Source organism: Marisediminitalea aggregata (assembly GCF_900129565.1).
GTDB classification, from domain to species: domain Bacteria; phylum Pseudomonadota; class Gammaproteobacteria; order Enterobacterales; family Alteromonadaceae; genus Alteromonas; species Alteromonas aggregata.
Window position 1 is genome coordinate 503,581 of sequence record NZ_FQWD01000001.1, and the last position, 16,637, is coordinate 520,217.

The following is a 16,637-nucleotide window of genomic DNA, read 5'->3' on the forward strand; positions in this document are numbered from 1 at the left end:
TTTTTATCTATAATTGTACTTATATAAATACATTTTGAGAGTGTAATGAGTAGGGAAGGTATTGGTCAGCAATTACAGGCCGAGCGTAAGCGACAGAAACTAAGCCAATCTGATATTGCAGATAAATTGCAATGCAGCCGGCCCAGCATTTCCAATATTGAAAATGGCAGGTACCAAGGCTCACTACAACTGCTGGAGCGATATCTGAACATAATGGGGTTCGAACTTACGGCCACTCCCAAACAGGCCAAACGACCAACATTAGATGAACTGGACTCTGTCTACAATGACGACTGATAACCTTGCAGGATTGCCAGCGCAAATAAAGCGGATTACCGTCAACGTCGCGCGCCAACAAGTTGGTTTACTCACTCATTCTTCACATTTCAGTTTTTTGTACTCCCAGGATGCCATGGCAGTTTCGCTAACCATGCCAAATCAACCCGATCCCTACAATCGCGGTGCGCTTCATCCTGTATTTACTCAGAATTTGCCCGAAGGCTACTTGCGCCGTTATATCTCAGAAAAGCTTCGCCGCCATGCTGAGATAGACGATATGTATCTGTTGGCTTTAATGGGTACCAAAGGAATAGGTCACCTGTCCTACGATGCAGGGATCCACTTACCCGCAGCAGAGCCAGTGGCAATAGAGGATATTCTTCATTGGTCTGGCAGAGAAAAGCTATTTCCTCAACTTCTGGAACGATATTACCTCAATGGCATGGCATCAGGAGTACAACCCAAGGTTGTCATTTCCCGTTCTGCGATTTTACAGAAAGATGTGATCGTCAAAACGTTTGATGAAGAATTTCCGCTACTCACGGTAAATGAATACGTCTGTATGAAATGTGCTGAGCATTGTGGACTCAACACACCAAAAATCTGGCTATCCGATGATTTGCAACACTATGTGGTAGAGCGTTTCGATACTGATGAGTTGGGAAATAAAATCGGAATTGAGGACTTTGCCACATTGATGGGCCGGACCGGCGATCAAAAATACCAGGGAACTTATGAAAATGTGTTAAAAGTGGTCAAGCTGAATACCGGTTCGATGGAGCAAGTTGAAGAGGCATTTAAGTTGGTCGCTTTTAATTGCCTGATTGGCAATGGTGACGCCCACCTGAAAAATTTCTCTCTACAGTATCTTCCGGATCTCACCCGAATTGAGCTCAGCCCTGTATACGATGTCACCCATACTCTGATATACCCCACTATCGACAATGATATGGCGCTCAAAATGCGTAAAAGCAAGGCGTTCCCCTCTCGGCATGAGCTGGTGGAATTTGCCTATACAGCAGGTATCAGCCGGTCGGCGGCCGGTAAAATAGTCGATAGAATGGCAGAATGCATCCCAGTGTCCCTATCCAATATGGAAGAAGTAAGTGCTATGGATGGGTTAAGGGGCTCCATTGAAGCTCACCTGAATAATGTGATGAAAACAACTGGCATACAACCGGTATTCAGGCACGACAAAAAGAAGAAGTATGAGTAATGTACATAAATGCTAATCAACTTGTCCCGGCATTAGCCAAAGTAAGGTCGCAGCTTTTAGTAAACAATCTGACTTAGCCGTTTCGATAGAGCGTTTTAATAAGGTGATAGCCAAATTTGGTTTTAACCGGGCCGTGTACCGTTAGCACTTCTTTTTTAAACACTACGTCGTCGAACTGCTTAACCATTTGCCCGCGACGAAACTCACCCAGATCACCGCCGCGCTTCCCCGACGGGCACATAGAGTACTTCTTCGCCAACGCAGCAAAGTTTTTACCCTGTTTGAGTTGCTTTAAAATATCCAACGCCTGTTGTTCGGTTTTTACCAGAATATGCACGGCGGCTGCAGTGGCCATTAGTTACCCTCAAATGTTATTTGCACACAATGGACGCCATTATCCCGCGTACTATACTCGTATTGCCAGCCCATTGCGGCCGTTAGTTGACTTACCATTTGTAAACCCAGCCCAAATCCTAGCGATGTTTGCGTTTCCTTAGAGTCAGGTTTGTCGGTATTTCGGTTAATAATTTCAACCCCGGCACCAATTTGATTAATAGTTACCGAGCCAACCTGTGTGTGCTGAAACGCGTTGCGAATGAGGTTACCTAATACTATTCGCACTGCAATTGGGCTGGCTTCAAGGGTGTACTCATTGGTCTCAACAGCAACGCTTACCTCTTTGCCTTGCAACAGATACGCGAGCTCATCGCTGATAGTGGTCACCAGACTGTGCAACGCTACCGGCGATGTCGACAGCGACGAATTGTCCTGTCTGTCTAGCCATAACAATGTTTCAGTTAGGTCTTCCATTGTGTGAGAGGCATGCTCAATACGTTTCAGCGGTTTGCTGAGCTTGTCTTCGGGCGCATCGCGGCGTACGCGATTAATGAGCTCTGTACTACTGCGAATGACGGCAATAGGAGTGCGCAATTCATGACTGGCATGGCGTACAAAATTCTGTTCACGCTTAAGGCTGTCGTGCACCGACTGCATTGCCTGGTATATCAGTGCTGCTAACGAGTTCAACTCGGCGTATTTAAACGTTGGCGGGGCCGTAGGGAGCGGCGCATTTTGCAGGCTCGCTGCCCACTCTCGCAGCTTTTCAACCGGGCGGGACACCGACTTTTGCATTAATACCACCAGCAAGCTAAATAACAACAGTGTCACAATGCCAATGATCATGATCCAGGCTTCCCGGGTCATATGAAAAGGGGGCTCGTCGTCGCCATCCCGGGGTTTAAACATCTGGGTTACGTAGACGGGCCTGGCGTTGTCGAACTTTGCCATCAGCACAAATTCAGCCACGGTAGGTCGCTGAAAGATGGAGTTGCGTTCTACGTGTTTATACAATCGAAATGGTTTGAGTTTTTTGGGGTTAAACTGCTGCTGAATGGTATCGGGCAAGTCCTGCCAATCGGCTGCAATGGTATAGCTCAGCACCGACACGGGTGCGCCTTGGACTACCGGCGTACGACGGGCTATATCGATCATAGTACCCCGCATCATGCCATCCATGCCTGCCAGAAACTGATTGGCCGACATCCAGGAAAACGCCGCAATCATCACACTGGCCAGCACAAACAGCGACATAAACACATAACGGCGCAAACTTATATTCATGGCGGCCATATTACGACTCCTGAACTGGCGACAGGCTGAACCCAACCTGGGTTTTAAAATTAATTTCCATCGGCACACTGGCGGAGCTTAACACTTTGCGCAACTTGTGCATGTGGACTTTCAGGCTGTTGCTGTCGGGACTTTCTTCGCCCCAAACCAGCTCAACCAGCTCATCACGGTCAATCGGGTTTGGGCTGGCTCGCATCAACTGCTCTAACAGCTTAAAACCGGTGGGTGAACAGTGTAAAACCACGCCATTGTAGCTGACCGACTTACCGGATAAGTCCATGACTAAACCGGACACCGCCAGCTGTTTGTTTTGCGCGCTGCGGCGTTTTGCCAGGGCTTTCACCCGCATAACCAACTCTTCCATGGCGAAGGGTTTTACCAGGTAGTCGTCGGCACCTTGTTTAAAGCCGGTGATTTTGTCCTGTAGCTGGTCCCGTGCGGTCAGCATAATAATGGGCGTATCGTTACCTTGCTCTCTGGCCCGGGCACAGACCTGTAATCCATCCAATCGCGGTAGATTAATATCCAGTACAACCACCTGATAACGGTTTTCTTCCAAGAGCTGCAGGGCGGCCACGCCGTTACTGGCGTGATCGCACACGATGTCTTCCAGTTCCAGGTAATCCATTACATTACCGGCCAGATCCAGGTCGTCTTCAACCAGCAGCAGTTTGATCATGATGTGTTGACCCTTGTGCCCTGCCTGATACCGCAGACAGCAGCTTTTTTACTCCCCGGCGGGCGTCTTCGTTAATCAGAATCAGCGCCGGAATAAGCAACAGCGTAATAAACGTGGCAAACAGAATACCATAACCTAACGACACCGCAGCAGGGATCAGGAACTGCGCCTGTTTTGAGGTTTCACCCAGAATCGGATACAACCCGGCGAACGTGGTAAACGACGTCAGCAATATGGCTCGTAAGCGCCCCTGACAGGCTTGCTGAATAGCATCGAACACTTCTCCACCGGCGCGACGCATTTCATTATAACGAGACACTAGCAACAGGGAGTCATTCACCACCACACCGCTCAGTGCCAGAATACCGTTCAGCGACAAAATGCTCATCATCAGGCCGTTACTCCAGTGGCCCAGAATGGCGCCAACAATACCAAATGGAATCGCGGACATAATAATCAACGGCTGAATGTATGACTTCAACGGAATAGCCAGTAGTGCGTAGATCGCAATTAGTGCCATCACCGTGAGGGTCTTCATCGACGAGGTCGTTTCTTCCTGCTGCTCGGCTTCACCGGCGAAATGTATCGACAAATCAGCGTGCTGACGGGTTAGCTGAGGTACCAGTGACTGATTCAGTGTTTGCACCAACTCGGTAGCGGTGATCACATCAGAATCAACAGATGCAGACACAGTAAGTGCCCGCAAACCATCGATGCGAGTGATTTGTTGTTGTTGGCTGTCCTGAATAATATTCGCTACCACGCTTAGCGGAACGACCGTGCCGTCAGTTAAGCGCACGCGGGCATTGAGGATGTCCGTCGCGTTGCTGCGGCTTTCCTCTGGGTAGCGTACACGCACCTTCACTTCGTTTTTATTGCGCAGATAGCGTTGCACGATGTCACCACCAAAGGCTTGTAACAGCTGCTTCGACAAACTGGCAGTATCCATGCCTAATGCACGGCCCTGAGGCGTGAGCTCAAAGCGCATCATGGCTTCGCCCGGCGTAAGGGAAGACTCCACACTGGTCACCCCGTCCATGCTATCCAATGCCTCACGAAATGCTTCTTCAGCAATCAGCAGAGTTTCGTCGCTCACGCTTTTCAGCTCTACTTTGAAGGCATCTACCATTTCCCGGCGCGATTGAATTTTAAGTTGCTTCACACCTTCGGGTGTACCGGCCAGTTCACGCCAGGTTCGGGCCAGGTCGTCAAGTGAATAGGGCTTTTCTTTCGCCAGTTCCACTACAATAGACCCACTTTGATCGCCTGATGCCATTACCTGCAGACTCTTAATGCCTGAACCGTCGGCATCGTTTTGCGACATTAACTGCGCATCCGCTTGATTAAGTGTCGCTTCCAGCCACTGCATATTGCGCTCAGTCTGGCCAAAGCTGGCGTCACTTTGCAGCGTCATGCTGGCTTCAACGGTATCGCCTGGCATGCTGGGGAAGAACCCCACGCGTACCGTGCCATTCATCGGCATACCAATCACCGCAATAAACACAGCCACAAACAACAGGATCACGGCATAACGGAACTGTAATGCATACTTCAGCACCGGCATATACACCCGTTGGCTAAACCACTGTAACCCCGCGTCGGCACCGTCCTGTATCTTAGCCCAGCCACGTGCCAATGCATGCGTTGGCTTTTTATGGGTGGGTAAATGCGCCAGGTGAGCAGGCAGTATCAGTTTGGACTCCACTACCGACAACAACAAACAAATGGTCACCACCATGCCGAACTGAGCGTACAGATTTCCTAATCCTCCAGAGATGTTGGAAAGCGCCGCGAATGCCGCTACCGTGGTAAACACACCAAACAGGGTTGGCACGGCAACTTTGTGCGTGCCGCGAATAGTACTGTTCAAGGTATCCCCTTCGCGTTTGCGGGTGTCATAGACGGACTCACCCACTACGACCGCGTCATCCACCACGATCCCCAGCGCCATAATGAAGCCAAAGGTGGTCATTTCATTAATGGTGAGCGCCGCAAAGTTGCCGGTCATGAAGAACAGGGTGCCGAACAGGATGAATGGCAAACCCGCTGCGACCCAAAACGCCACGCGCAGGTTTAAGAACAATGCCAGTACCACAAACACCATGGCAATGCCGGTTAATGCGTTTTTGGTAAGCAGATCCAGACGTTCAGTGATCAGGGTACTGCGATCGTACCAGGTTTCCAGCTCAACGCCGTCGGGCAAAATACCGCGTTCGTGCCACTCGGCTACTAGCTGATTGGCCTGCTCTACAATGTTCTGCACATCGCCGTATTCATCCATGATCACCTGAATGCCATAGCCATTCACGCCGTTGTAGCGAGATAAGGCATAGGCATCGTCGGCAAACATGTCGGAGATATTAGTCACATCGCCCACGGTCAGATAAGTGCCATTGGCATTCGCTAACAAGGGAATGCTGGCAAAGTCAGCTTTGTAATAGGCCTGCTCAGAGGCTTTCAAACGAATGACTTTTTCTTTGTTGCGCAAACTGGTGGTAAGTGCCGTGGCCGATTCGGCATTGATGGCACTGGATACATCGTCGATAGTCAGGCCATAGGCTTGCAGTTTGGCTTCATCGATTTCGATCGACATCATGTGGTCGACATAAGAACTGGGAGATACCTGACTAATGCCATCCCGGGCCAACAGCTCTCGTTCCAACTGCTCACCTAATTGCTGTAAGGTGGCGGTATCGGTATCGCCGTATAGCTGCACCCATATCACGTGCTCCTGACGACGGCCCTTGGAGATCACCGCTTTCTCCGCGTCAGACGGGAAGTTAAATATTGCATCGACCTTGTTTTTCACGTCGGTCATCAGCGTATCCAGGTCGTAGTCGGTTTGTTTTTCGACTTGCACAGAGCTGCCATTAGCCGAGGAGTTAGACGTAATACGCTTGATCCCGGGCACAGACTCCAGCGCGTTTTCAATTTTAATTGCAATCCCTTCTTCCGCTTGTTTCGCATCACCACTGTCATAGGTCATGGATACGGTAACAAAACGAGGCTCCATGCTGGGAAACGCTTCCTTACGCAGTTCGTTTACCGACAGTACACCCGCCACAATCACGGCCATCATTAACAGGTTGGCTGCCACACTGTTGTTGGCAAACCAGGCAATAATCCCTCTGTGTTGCGTACTCATGCGTTACCTCCGGTGCTTTGCGGACTAACACGGGTACCCACCAAATAACTGTTAAGCGGGCGGGCCACAATGCGCGCTTCGGTCATGCCAGCGAGAGGCATAATGTAAGCTTTGCCGTCGGCCTGAAACTTCACATTGGGGGTAAATTTATTCAGCTTGTTACCAGCGTCCAGATACCACACTTCCTGCTTTTGCGAGATGGCACTGGCGGGAATTTCCCACAGTGCATCATAGGTTTTTCCGGCGACATGCGCGGTGACATAGGTGCCAAAATACAACGGTGAGTCTCCGGCAAGGGGCTGTTGCACCTCAACAATCAGCGAACGCTGTCGTGAACTGGTATCCAGGTGCTGTTCGATACGTTTTACCGTGCCGTGCCATTGATTCAGCCCATCCATATCCTCAATGACAACCGGCCATGACTGGTCATCCGACGACGCCGTGGTTGGCAGGTTTTGCCACTGGCTGGCCGACAGCGGAATAGCAATCTCGGCCTCTGAGGCTGAATATAGCTGCGCAATGCTGGTACCCGATTGAACAAAGCTACCGGGCTGGATATCACGAGTAACCACAACGGCATCAAAAGGCGCCACGATTTGCGTCAGGGCAAGTTCACGCTCTGCGGTTTTCAATTGGGCTTTGGCTTCGTCCAGATTGGCCTGGGCGGCATGCAAGTAGGGCTCTCTGAGTACCAGGGGCGATTCAGGTTCGCCATCTAACCCTGAACGTTCCCAGTTATCTTTTGCCTGGACGCCTTGCAGTCGTTCCTCTTCCAGCGCGACGGTTGCAGCTTCAACGGCGGCTCTGGCGGTCGCCACGGCTTGTTGATAGGCAGTGTCGTTCAGGTAAGCCATGACTTCGCCTTTGCGAAAAACCGCGCCAGTCTCAAAATGCGGCGACAACCGCGTGACTTCGCCGCTCACTTGCGCAGTCAGCGACAATACGTGTTTAGCGGTTACTTCACCATAGCCGTTCACTTTCGCCTGATACGTTCCTGCGACTACGTCCAGTACGCCTATCGCAGGTAAGCTGGCTTCCTGATTCTGAGGGCTGGCAAGTGGCGGAACCTTTGTATCTGATGTACTTGCTTCAGCAGCGGGACGCCCTTGGGTTTTTGCCGCTGAAGGGGCTCCTTGAGGACCTCCCGGCGGGCCTGCATGACCAGACTGACCAAATACACTAATGGTAACCAGTACCAATACTACCAGCGCCCCTGCGGTGCCGATGACGCGTTTTGCTGTTGAAGTCATGCTGATACTCCCAGACCCAGTGCCAGGCCTAAACTGATTCGATTCGATAATTGATTAAATTGCAGCTGCAATAACTGCGCTTGCAGGTCGTAGGTTTGCTGATATACCGACAGTAAATCCAAAATGTCGACTAACCCTTGACGGTATTGTTTTGTGTAGGTGTCGCTGCTGCGCTTCGCATTCGCCAGTGCGACGCTCGTAGCCTGATACTGGCTGGCCAGGCTTTTCTCCTGCCCAATGCCGTCCTGTACTTCTTTTACCGCAGTGAGCAACGTGCTTTGATAGCCCCACCAGCTGTTTTCTACAGCCAGTTCCTGAATGTCGATATTTGCGCGTAATTCTCCGCCCTGAAACAGCGGTGCTGTTAACTGACCAAGTAATTGCCAGACAGGATTAGTAAACAACGCCTGCGAGGGCGAAGTACCCGCATCGGAAAGGGCCGCACTCAAACTAATTGAAGGTAACAGTGACTTGTAAGCCACCCGGGTACTGAATTCCTGAGCCTGAATATTTGCATAAGCCGCCATTAAATCAGGGCGTCTCGCCAGGTCCTGTTCAGGCAAACTGGTCAGTGGCAAAAGTACATCCGGAAAGGTGGCAGCAACCGGCAGATCACTCACCGACATGTCAGTACGACCAAGTAATACTGCCAAAGCGCGCAGTGATTGCGCGAGGTTTTCTTTATACGCTGCAATATTGGCTTCGCTGCTAGCCGACGATGTACGGGCGTTGTCGAGATCTTCCAATGCGCCTAATCCGGTGCGATAGCGCTTGAGGATAACCTCCTGATTGTTTTTCAGCAGTGTCAGGCGGGCCTGCTCATTGTCAATGAGCTGCTGGTAATAAGCGACTTCCAGATAACCTCGCATCACTTCAGCGACCAGGGTATTGGTCACCGAGGTAAGCTCTGCCTCGCTGGCAGCCACTGACCATTGTGCAGCTGACACCTGATTGCCCAGCTTATTCCAAATATCGGCTTCCCAGCTGACAGTGAGACTTGTGTTATAGCTATCGTCACTGTCTTGCTGGCGCGTACCGCTCAGGCCCGCGCTAACACCGGGCAACCGCGATGCATTGGTCACGCGTTTTTGCGCCTTAGCGGTTTTTAAGCTAATTAGCTGTTGCTGCAAGCCCGGATTGCCGCTTAACGCCTCGTCAATCAGCGCAGGTAAACCGGGCACACTAACGAGTTCGGTTAGCGACGTAACCGAGTTGGCCTCTGCTGGCATTGTCTGCCAACTCACACCTTTCCCGGTATTGAGCTGAGCGTTTTCGCTGAAGTCACCCGTGTACTGACTGGCGCAGCCGGAAAGCACCAACGTCAGAGAAACGGCTAGAAGTGTATGTCTCATACCCATACCTGTTTATTCACAATGGGCACAGAATACAAAACCAACGGTTAATGCCGGGTTAACGCTGATTAACGCACTAGCGTGCGTTAAAACAGCGGAAGTTAACCGTATAAAAAACAAACAAAGTAGGTTACGCTGTTCCCTCGTTTACTCTTGATAAGGACATCAGATGAACAGACTCCTTTTGTTTTTTGTGGTAACTCTCGCATTCCCCCTATTTTGCGCAGCAGATGTACATGAAGATACCCTCGCGCTTTATTCGAAATGCAAAGGCGGAAGAGATAATCTGGACGGCTACTGTAAATGCGTTGCGGTCAGAACGGCGGAAGTCGCCACCCCGGAACAACTGAAACATTTCTCTGAACACCCAACTGAAATCAGAAATGTGCTGCACGAAGATGAAATCTCAATCTCCATTCCGTTTGAACAGGCCGGCATTATCAATGATCACACCAATTTATTCTGCGTTGGCATGCCCATGTCAGCCAAACAATATTGGAAAAATTACAAATTAAAGCCCAAGTCAGCCTTACAGGCGGGCATTGAGGAGCAAGGGCGTCAGTTGGATGCCCTATTGATAAAATCGATGGCTCAAAAGGACAGGGTTTGCTATACCTCAGCGATATTAGGGGGAAGCTGCGATGACATCTGTAAAGATGAAAACACGTGTCCAGGAGGTCCTAAGTTTGCTCGTTTGAGAGGACTAGCCGTAGCCTGTAAGCAGGAGTCCAAACATAAAGCTTGTAAACCAATGGCCAGAGCGCTTCAAATTGAAGATTGGCGCACGCTTTCTCAATTGAATGACAGCTTGCCCAGCCAATTGGTTGAGGATATATCCGAAGGGAAACGCAGAACGTACACGCCTCAGGAGGTTTATCAGGTCATTCAGGCGAGTAACTATCTGATTGCCGCCTGCAAGTCCATTGGCGGTGATGCACTCAATACTGCGCAAGCAGTACTTAAAGTACAACACGACAAACTATTCAAAAATTTCGAACTCTCACAAATTTTACTAAAAGTCGTTGAAGGGAACGGCACCAACTGGGCGAAAGCCCAAGCCTGTGACGCAAACATCACATTGCCCTTTTTGTTTGGAATGACCGAAGCTCTCGATGAAAAACTACCCGAAAGCGTCTTCTTCTCTACGTGTCTGGCGAATAAGAAATCCATGGCACATTGTCAGTGTTGGTACGAGGTTTATGTCCAAACCGACAAGCAAGCAAAAGATCGGGCATACCCTATCAATCTAATGGATCCTCAAAATCCCGGCTCCAGAGGCGGGCGAAATACTCTTACCCAAGGTCAGAGGTTTACCGCCATGAGTTGCCCTAAATGATATTGCCTGATTAACCATCTTTTTCGTTGTCAGCACCTTCCTGCTGGCTGCGAAACAGGCCGCACTTTCTTGCTATCGTTGTAAACACATAGGTAACAACTAACAGCGTACAGAATGTCAGCGCCATCTCCTCGCTGTCTGACAAGGCAAACAGGCTTTTCTGCAGCTTTAATAGGACCACAGACGTAATCACCTGCATAACTAAATAACACACGTAGGCTGCGATAGATTTGATATCTCGGAACATAGGTTTTCCCCGGAAGTAGCATTTCCTGCGCTGATCTGCACCAAACTACCTAACTAAATGGCATCAAACAGCTAGCCTTAAGATCTGCTTTCACCGCCCCCGACCCAGACGATTCAAAAACCGATAGCAAAGCATTCGTTTCAATTAAAGAACGACAAGTAGAAAACAAAAAAGGGCATTACCTTTTTCTTTCAGGTATGTTAATTCGTCATACAAATTATAAATGAGCCCGGACTATGCGCACGATTTTCCTGTTAATGAGTTTGTTTTCGCTGATGAGCTGTGGCGGCGGTGGTTATCCGCTGTCTGCCGATGCAGATAGTCGCTACTCAATTATCGCCGATGACGCGTTCGCAGGCAGTTCAGTGAATGTGTTGGCGGGCGTCAAACAGACCCTCTTTACCCATGGCCAGTTCCAATATGCCGCCTACTACAATGCGAATCGGCACCTGGTGCTTGCCAAACGCCCAACTGGTTCCAAAACCTGGCAGACGCAAGTAACGCCTTTTACCGGCAATGTAGACGATGCCCACAATCATATTAGCCTGGTGGTCGATGCCGACGGGTACCTTCATATTGCCTGGGATCACCATAACTCTCCGCTGAATTATGCGCGCTCTGTTGCGCCAGGCGCGCTTACACTAGAGCGAAAGCCAATGTTAGGCGAACCACAGTCGCCAGACGAGGCCGGAGAGAACAGTGTTACCTACCCGCAATTTTATGCGTTGCCTTCAGGTGACCTGCTGTTTGCCTACCGCGATGGAGGTTCTGGCCGTGGGAACCTGGTACTCAACCGTTATGACCTTCGCACCCAACAATGGCAGCGTTTGCACAGCTCTGTGCTGGATGGTGAAGGTAAGCGCAGCGCTTACTGGGACATGTCTGTCGATATTAATGGTGTGGTTCATCTGGCCTGGATTTGGCGGGAACCCCCCGACGTAGCCAGTAATCACGATCTCGCCTATGCCCGTTCCTTTGATCAAGGTGATACCTGGCAACAATACGACGGCACACCTTATGCGCTGCCCATTACCGAATCCGAGTCCGATGTTGTTGTCCCTATCCCTCAACACCACAAGTTAATGAATCCACCTGTTGTAATGGGCGACAATAGCAGCCGCCCTTTTATTGCCAGCTATTGGGCTGATTCCCCCACTGATATTCCTCGTTATCAGGTGGTATATCCTCTTCCCCAACCCAACACCTGGCAGATTATTAAAGCGCCCAAAGCGGCAGAGAATTTCGAACTCAGTGGCCACGGCACCAAGCGGCCACCCATCTCCCGAACCATTGTGCTACCTCGTCAGCACAATGGTGTGACGTCGCTGCATTTAATTTACCGGGATGACTTTCAGAGCGGACAGGTGATGGGCCTGACCATGCACAACATTATTGATGCAAACTGGGAATCGCATGTGCTGCACCCACAAAATGTCGGTGCCTGGGAGCCCAGTATTGACCCAACGCAGTGGATACAGCATGGCAGGGCTGATCTGCTGCTGCAACGCGTCGAGCAACGAGACGGCAACGATGCCGAAAGCGCGCAAGTTGCGCCCAGTCACATTGGCGTACTGAGCTGGCAAGCCAGCTTGCAATAATTATAAGGAAATCACTATGCCTAAACTGCTTCGCCCACTCCTGTTCACACTGGGAATATCTGCTTTGTTTACTCAAGCCGCATTGCATGATAGATCGACCTTACAAACCACGCTAACGAGTATGGCCGACTGGCAAATCACCCATTTCCGGGATGATTACGGGCGCAAACATGAATGGGATAACCCTATCAATGGATGGCCTTACGCCGCCATGTACATTGGTATGGAACGTTGGGCGGATATTGCACCAGACAAGCGCTACTATGATTTTTTACTGAGCGTTGCCGATGAAAACAAATGGGATTTAGCCAAAGCGGAATACCATGCAGACGACCAGGCTATCGGCCAGCTTTACCTTGCCCTGTACGACAAGTTTCAGTCGCCGCATATGCTCGAAAAAACGCTGAAACGCACTACACATATTCTGGAAAATCCCAGCCAGCAACCTATGCGACTAAACAACTACAAGTACACCGAGCGCTGGACCTGGTGTGATGCATTATTTATGGCTCCGCCATTGTGGGCGAAACTCGCTAATATCACGGGAAATAAGCAATACCGTGATTACATGTTTGCGGAATATGTTGCCACGACCAATCATTTATACGACACCGAAGAACACCTCTTTTACCGTGATGAACATTTTATCGGCGTAAAAGAGCATGGCCGCAAAATATTCTGGTCACGCGGCAACGGCTGGGTGTTCGCTGGCCTGGCTTTGATTCTCGAAGAGATGCCCGATGGCCCGCAAAAAGCCTATTTTGAAACCCTGTTTACGGAAATGGCAGCAGCACTTGTTAAGCTTCAGTCAACAGACGGCTTCTGGCCTATGAGCTTAAAAGCCGGAGACGTGTATACCACGCCAGAGACGTCCGGCACGGGCTTCTTCACTTTCGGTTTGGCCTGGGGCATTAACAACGGGTACCTGGACAGCAACAGCTACTTACCCGCGGTAGAAAAAGGCTGGGCAAATATGACCTCGCATATTACCGAGGCCGGCATGCTGGGTTATGTACAACCTATCGGGGCCGCACCCGGTGAAGCTTGGCCCGATAAAACCGAAGTATACGGCGTAGGGGCGTTTTTAGCCGCCGGTAGCGAAATTTACAAGCTGGTGAATAACACATCCAAATAGCGTTTTGCGTTGAATCCTGAGTGGCCCTTAGCTATGCTGGGCCGCAAGGGAACCCGTGTCATAAGACACCTGCACGTTAACGGTTATTCAATGATGACATTCTGGGCTTTTTGCCGCTCTACTTTACTCTTCAGTGTCTTACTACTGTCTCTCAGTGGGTGTGTCACGATACCGAAAAAACCTCTGACGCTGGAGCAACGCGTTGTCACTTCACTGGAACCGTATTTCACCCAAGGGCCCGGCGCGGTTACCAAGGTTACCTCCCTGCAGTTACATAGCCGCCGTAACGGTGAGTTGCTGGCTGAAACCACCATTAAAGACAACACGGATTGGCGTAATCTGGTAACACAAGCCCTCGCCACTCTGCCAGACCAGGACTATAACCAGCTCACACTGTGCTTTGGTTACAACTACACACTCACCCGGATGCCACTGAAATCACCCAGCAGTTATCAAACGGCGATTGGCGTTAAGGGATTTGAGTTTCACTATGAAGACAAGTCCATCAACTATTGCGGGCTAAAATCAGTAAGTCAGAATCAAACGCCGTGGCGAATTTTAACGTTATTTGCTAAGGCCATTGACGTGAGCCTGGCCAAACTAAACACCGCAGATATCCCTTTTTATACCTACGACAATCATCAGTTCTACTTTGACGTAAACACAGGTAAAGCCACGCCATTGTATCGCGGTAACCAACTGGTGACGTATGATGACATTTCTAAAACTTCCGTGAATGCCATGTCTGAGCGGCTCGCAGGCTGGTTGTTCAATAACACCAGTCCCGCCACCGGCGAAACAGCCTATAAATACTGGCCCGGCCCGGCTAAGTTTTCGACGTCCAACAACATGATCCGCCAGTTTATGGCGAGCTACGCCATGCAGGTCTGGGCAAACAGGACTCAAGAACCCAAAGCGGTTGAGCTTGCCCATAAAAATCTCACGTTCAATCTGAACACCTACTACAAAACCGACGGCGAAATTGGATTTATTGAGTACAGCAAGAAACGCAAACTGGGCGCAGCCGGACTGGCAGCCCTGTCGATATTCACATCACAGCAGGGTGACGAATTTACAGCGCAGTTCAACGGGCTGGTTAATGCCATTCAGGAACAGTGGCAGCCTACCGGCGCATTTCGCACCTTCATTCGTCAGGAACGGAATGACCTGCATAATTTCTACCCCGGTGAGGCGATGTTTTTCTGGGCTCACTGGTTAGAACAGCAGCCTGATGACGCGCTGACGCAGCAATTTCTGACCAGTGCGCGCTACTACATGGATTGGCATTTCGCGCACCGCAATCCGGCATTTGTGCCCTGGCATACACAGGCGTATTACAAGGTTTGGCAACAAACAAGTGACCCTTTCTTGCAGTCTTCAATTTTTACCATGAATGACTGGTTGATTGAAAAACTGCAGTCAATAGAAGAACAGGAAGGCTACGATTATCCGGATTTTGCGGGTCGTTTTTACTACCCAAAAGGCGGGTATGGCCCGCCGCATGCTTCTGCAACCGGCGTTTACCTTGAAGGCTTGGCTGACGCCTGGGCGCTGGCAAAGGCCGTAAACGATACCAAGCGTCAGGAAGCCTACCGTCAGGCCATCATCAAAGGGATCCGACACGCCATGCAGTTGGAGTTTGCTGACGATATCGATATGTTTTACATCGCCAACAAGCAGGCGGCTGCGGGCGGTTTGCGCTCCCGGGTGTACAACAACGAAATCCGTATGGATAACATTCAGCACAATTTATTGGCGCTGATTAAAATCCTCGATCGGTTTGATGAAAAAGACTTCGAAATGCTAGCGGACTAATGGCAAGCTCATGGTGCGCCAGTTCTCTTCTACGCTAGCCCCAAGCTGTTTATAGAATGCCTGCGCAGCGGTGTTCTGCGTAAGCACTTCCCATTTCATCCGCGAGCCGCCCTGTGCCTTGCACACATTCCTGGCTTCCAGCATCAGCGCCTCACCGACGCCCTGCCCACGGAATGCCTCTGACACAAACAGCTCTTTCACGATTAACCAAGGGGTTAAGTCGTAAGTAAAAGGCTGGAAAAAATACACCAATATGCCAGCGACTCTGCCGTTTTCAGTAGAACCAGAATCCTTATGCTTTGCTACCAGAATGCCAAACACACGTTGCTGCAGATACAGGCTCTCCAGTGCATCGAGCGTCACTGCAAAGTCCGGTAGATATCCCTCAAACTCGGCTAAATCCCGCATGAGTAACAGTACGTCAGGTAAGTCGGCCTGATTTGCTGGGGTAACAACAAGTACATTTTCAGACATCGGCTTTCAACGTAAAGCCTTCGTCGAGCCACCCGGTTACACCGCCAATCATTTTCTTAACCGGTCGACCCAGCCGGGCCAGTTTTATCGCCGCCTTTTCGGTTGCATTACAATGGGGGCCGGCGCAATACACCACAAAAACCGTATCGTCTGCGTATTCGCTCAGCGCGGCCTCGTTAATGTTCGCGTGAGGTAAAAATACGGCGCCGTCAATGTAGCCTTGCTTCGCCGTCTCGATACCCCGCACATCGAGTAACACAAAATCATGCAAGCCGTTATTCATGGCATAGTGCACATCCCAACAGTCTGTTTCAAAAGTAAGTAAACGCTGAAAGTGGGCTAACGCTTCGTCGGACGGAGCTGGTCTGGGTCTAATAACAGTTGAATACATAACGGTGACTCCTTGTTGGTTGTTGAATGTATTCTGCAATGAATATCTCAGATCAAACATTGTCTAATTAGACAACTATCGATAACATTTA

The 16,637-nt window shown here is 50.2% G+C and carries 15 protein-coding genes; 6 read left to right on the forward strand and 9 right to left on the reverse strand.

Annotation, left to right across the window (positions count from 1 at the left end; genetic code table 11):
- The first annotated feature begins 45 nt into the window (after positions 1-45).
- A complete protein-coding gene (locus BUB81_RS02125) occupies positions 46-297 on the forward strand; it encodes a helix-turn-helix transcriptional regulator (protein ID WP_073317485.1) in 252 nt (83 codons plus the stop codon).
- Positions 287-1,495: a type II toxin-antitoxin system HipA family toxin gene (locus BUB81_RS02130; RefSeq protein WP_073317488.1), complete on the forward strand. Its 1,209-nt coding sequence runs from the start codon at positions 287-289 to the stop codon at positions 1,493-1,495. Before BUB81_RS02125 ends, BUB81_RS02130 begins: the two co-directional genes overlap by 11 nt.
- Before the next feature lie 73 nt (positions 1,496-1,568).
- Here BUB81_RS02130 and ppiC read toward each other — a convergent pair whose 3' ends face one another.
- Genes ppiC through BUB81_RS02160 form a run of 6 tightly spaced genes read right to left on the reverse strand, consistent with a single transcriptional unit; the run spans position 1,569 to position 9,550 of the window.
- Entirely contained in the window at positions 1,569-1,850 is a 282-nt protein-coding gene (gene ppiC, locus BUB81_RS02135) for a peptidylprolyl isomerase PpiC (RefSeq protein WP_073317490.1), read from the reverse strand.
- A complete protein-coding gene (locus BUB81_RS02140; RefSeq protein WP_084526131.1) occupies positions 1,850-3,124 on the reverse strand; it encodes a sensor histidine kinase in 1,275 nt (424 codons plus the stop codon). Before BUB81_RS02140 ends, ppiC begins: the two co-directional genes overlap by 1 nt.
- A 1-nt stretch (position 3,125) precedes the next feature.
- A complete protein-coding gene (locus tag BUB81_RS02145) occupies positions 3,126-3,803 on the reverse strand; it encodes a response regulator transcription factor (protein ID WP_073317493.1) in 678 nt (225 codons plus the stop codon).
- Complete coding sequence (locus BUB81_RS02150) at positions 3,781-6,948, reverse strand: efflux RND transporter permease subunit (RefSeq protein WP_073317496.1); 3,168 nt, start codon at positions 6,946-6,948, stop codon at positions 3,781-3,783. Before BUB81_RS02150 ends, BUB81_RS02145 begins: the two co-directional genes overlap by 23 nt.
- Positions 6,945-8,198, reverse strand: a complete 1,254-nt coding sequence (locus BUB81_RS02155) for an efflux RND transporter periplasmic adaptor subunit (protein WP_073317499.1) — start codon at positions 8,196-8,198, stop codon at positions 6,945-6,947. Before BUB81_RS02155 ends, BUB81_RS02150 begins: the two co-directional genes overlap by 4 nt.
- On the reverse strand, positions 8,195-9,550 hold the full coding sequence (locus BUB81_RS02160) for a TolC family protein (RefSeq protein WP_245819099.1): 1,356 nt from the start codon (positions 9,548-9,550) through the stop codon (positions 8,195-8,197). The genes BUB81_RS02155 and BUB81_RS02160 overlap by 4 nt, the downstream gene beginning before the upstream one ends.
- Positions 9,551-9,719: 169 nt before the next feature.
- Here BUB81_RS02160 and BUB81_RS02165 point away from each other — a divergent pair, with 169 nt between their 5' ends.
- Entirely contained in the window at positions 9,720-10,886 is a 1,167-nt protein-coding gene (locus BUB81_RS02165; protein WP_073317505.1) for a hypothetical protein, read from the forward strand.
- A gap of 10 nt (positions 10,887-10,896) precedes the next feature.
- On the opposite strand, the gene BUB81_RS02170 is transcribed toward BUB81_RS02165, so the two are convergent.
- Positions 10,897-11,133: a hypothetical protein gene (locus BUB81_RS02170; RefSeq protein ID WP_073317508.1), complete on the reverse strand. Its 237-nt coding sequence runs from the start codon at positions 11,131-11,133 to the stop codon at positions 10,897-10,899.
- 236 nt (positions 11,134-11,369) lie between these two features.
- On the opposite strand from BUB81_RS02170, the gene BUB81_RS02175 reads away from it, so the two are divergent.
- The 3 genes from BUB81_RS02175 (at position 11,370) to BUB81_RS02185 (ending at position 15,681) form a co-directional block, all read left to right on the forward strand.
- A complete protein-coding gene (locus BUB81_RS02175; protein ID WP_073317511.1) occupies positions 11,370-12,731 on the forward strand; it encodes a BNR repeat-containing protein in 1,362 nt (453 codons plus the stop codon).
- A gap of 16 nt (positions 12,732-12,747) precedes the next feature.
- The gene (locus BUB81_RS02180) at positions 12,748-13,866 is read left to right on the forward strand and encodes a glycoside hydrolase family 88/105 protein (protein WP_073317515.1); all 1,119 of its coding nucleotides are present in this window, start codon (positions 12,748-12,750) and stop codon (positions 13,864-13,866) included.
- Positions 13,867-13,956: 90 nt separating this feature from the next.
- Positions 13,957-15,681, forward strand: a complete 1,725-nt coding sequence (locus BUB81_RS02185; protein ID WP_139241478.1) for a hypothetical protein — start codon at positions 13,957-13,959, stop codon at positions 15,679-15,681.
- On the opposite strand, the gene BUB81_RS02190 is transcribed toward BUB81_RS02185, so the two are convergent.
- Positions 15,670-16,155: a GNAT family N-acetyltransferase gene (locus BUB81_RS02190; protein ID WP_073317521.1), complete on the reverse strand. Its 486-nt coding sequence runs from the start codon at positions 16,153-16,155 to the stop codon at positions 15,670-15,672. The two genes, BUB81_RS02185 and BUB81_RS02190, sit on opposite strands and share 12 nt — an antisense overlap.
- Positions 16,148-16,546 carry a rhodanese-like domain-containing protein gene (locus BUB81_RS02195; RefSeq protein WP_073317523.1) on the reverse strand — a complete coding sequence of 133 codons (399 nt, stop codon included), beginning with the start codon at positions 16,544-16,546 and terminating at the stop codon, positions 16,148-16,150. The genes BUB81_RS02190 and BUB81_RS02195 overlap by 8 nt, the downstream gene beginning before the upstream one ends.
- Positions 16,547-16,637: the final 91 nt, after the last annotated feature.

Coding starts and splice junctions, on each gene's coding strand:
- BUB81_RS02125 (WP_073317485.1), top strand. CDS start 46: ATGAGTAGGGAAGGTATTGGTCAGCAATTACAGGCCGAGCGTAAGCGA.
- BUB81_RS02180 (WP_073317515.1), top strand. CDS start 12,748: ATGCCTAAACTGCTTCGCCCACTCCTGTTCACACTGGGAATATCTGCT.
- BUB81_RS02145 (WP_073317493.1), bottom strand. CDS start 3,803: ATGATCAAACTGCTGCTGGTTGAAGACGACCTGGATCTGGCCGGTAAT.
- BUB81_RS02170 (WP_073317508.1), bottom strand. CDS start 11,133: ATGTTCCGAGATATCAAATCTATCGCAGCCTACGTGTGTTATTTAGTT.
- BUB81_RS02130 (WP_073317488.1), top strand. CDS start 287: ATGACGACTGATAACCTTGCAGGATTGCCAGCGCAAATAAAGCGGATT.
- ppiC (WP_073317490.1), bottom strand. CDS start 1,850: ATGGCCACTGCAGCCGCCGTGCATATTCTGGTAAAAACCGAACAACAG.
- BUB81_RS02155 (WP_073317499.1), bottom strand. CDS start 8,198: ATGACTTCAACAGCAAAACGCGTCATCGGCACCGCAGGGGCGCTGGTA.
- BUB81_RS02185 (WP_139241478.1), top strand. CDS start 13,957: ATGATGACATTCTGGGCTTTTTGCCGCTCTACTTTACTCTTCAGTGTC.
- BUB81_RS02165 (WP_073317505.1), top strand. CDS start 9,720: ATGAACAGACTCCTTTTGTTTTTTGTGGTAACTCTCGCATTCCCCCTA.
- BUB81_RS02190 (WP_073317521.1), bottom strand. CDS start 16,155: ATGTCTGAAAATGTACTTGTTGTTACCCCAGCAAATCAGGCCGACTTA.
- BUB81_RS02160 (WP_245819099.1), bottom strand. CDS start 9,550: ATGAGACATACACTTCTAGCCGTTTCTCTGACGTTGGTGCTTTCCGGC.
- BUB81_RS02140 (WP_084526131.1), bottom strand. CDS start 3,124: ATGGCCGCCATGAATATAAGTTTGCGCCGTTATGTGTTTATGTCGCTG.
- BUB81_RS02175 (WP_073317511.1), top strand. CDS start 11,370: ATGCGCACGATTTTCCTGTTAATGAGTTTGTTTTCGCTGATGAGCTGT.
- BUB81_RS02195 (WP_073317523.1), bottom strand. CDS start 16,546: ATGTATTCAACTGTTATTAGACCCAGACCAGCTCCGTCCGACGAAGCG.
- BUB81_RS02150 (WP_073317496.1), bottom strand. CDS start 6,948: ATGAGTACGCAACACAGAGGGATTATTGCCTGGTTTGCCAACAACAGT.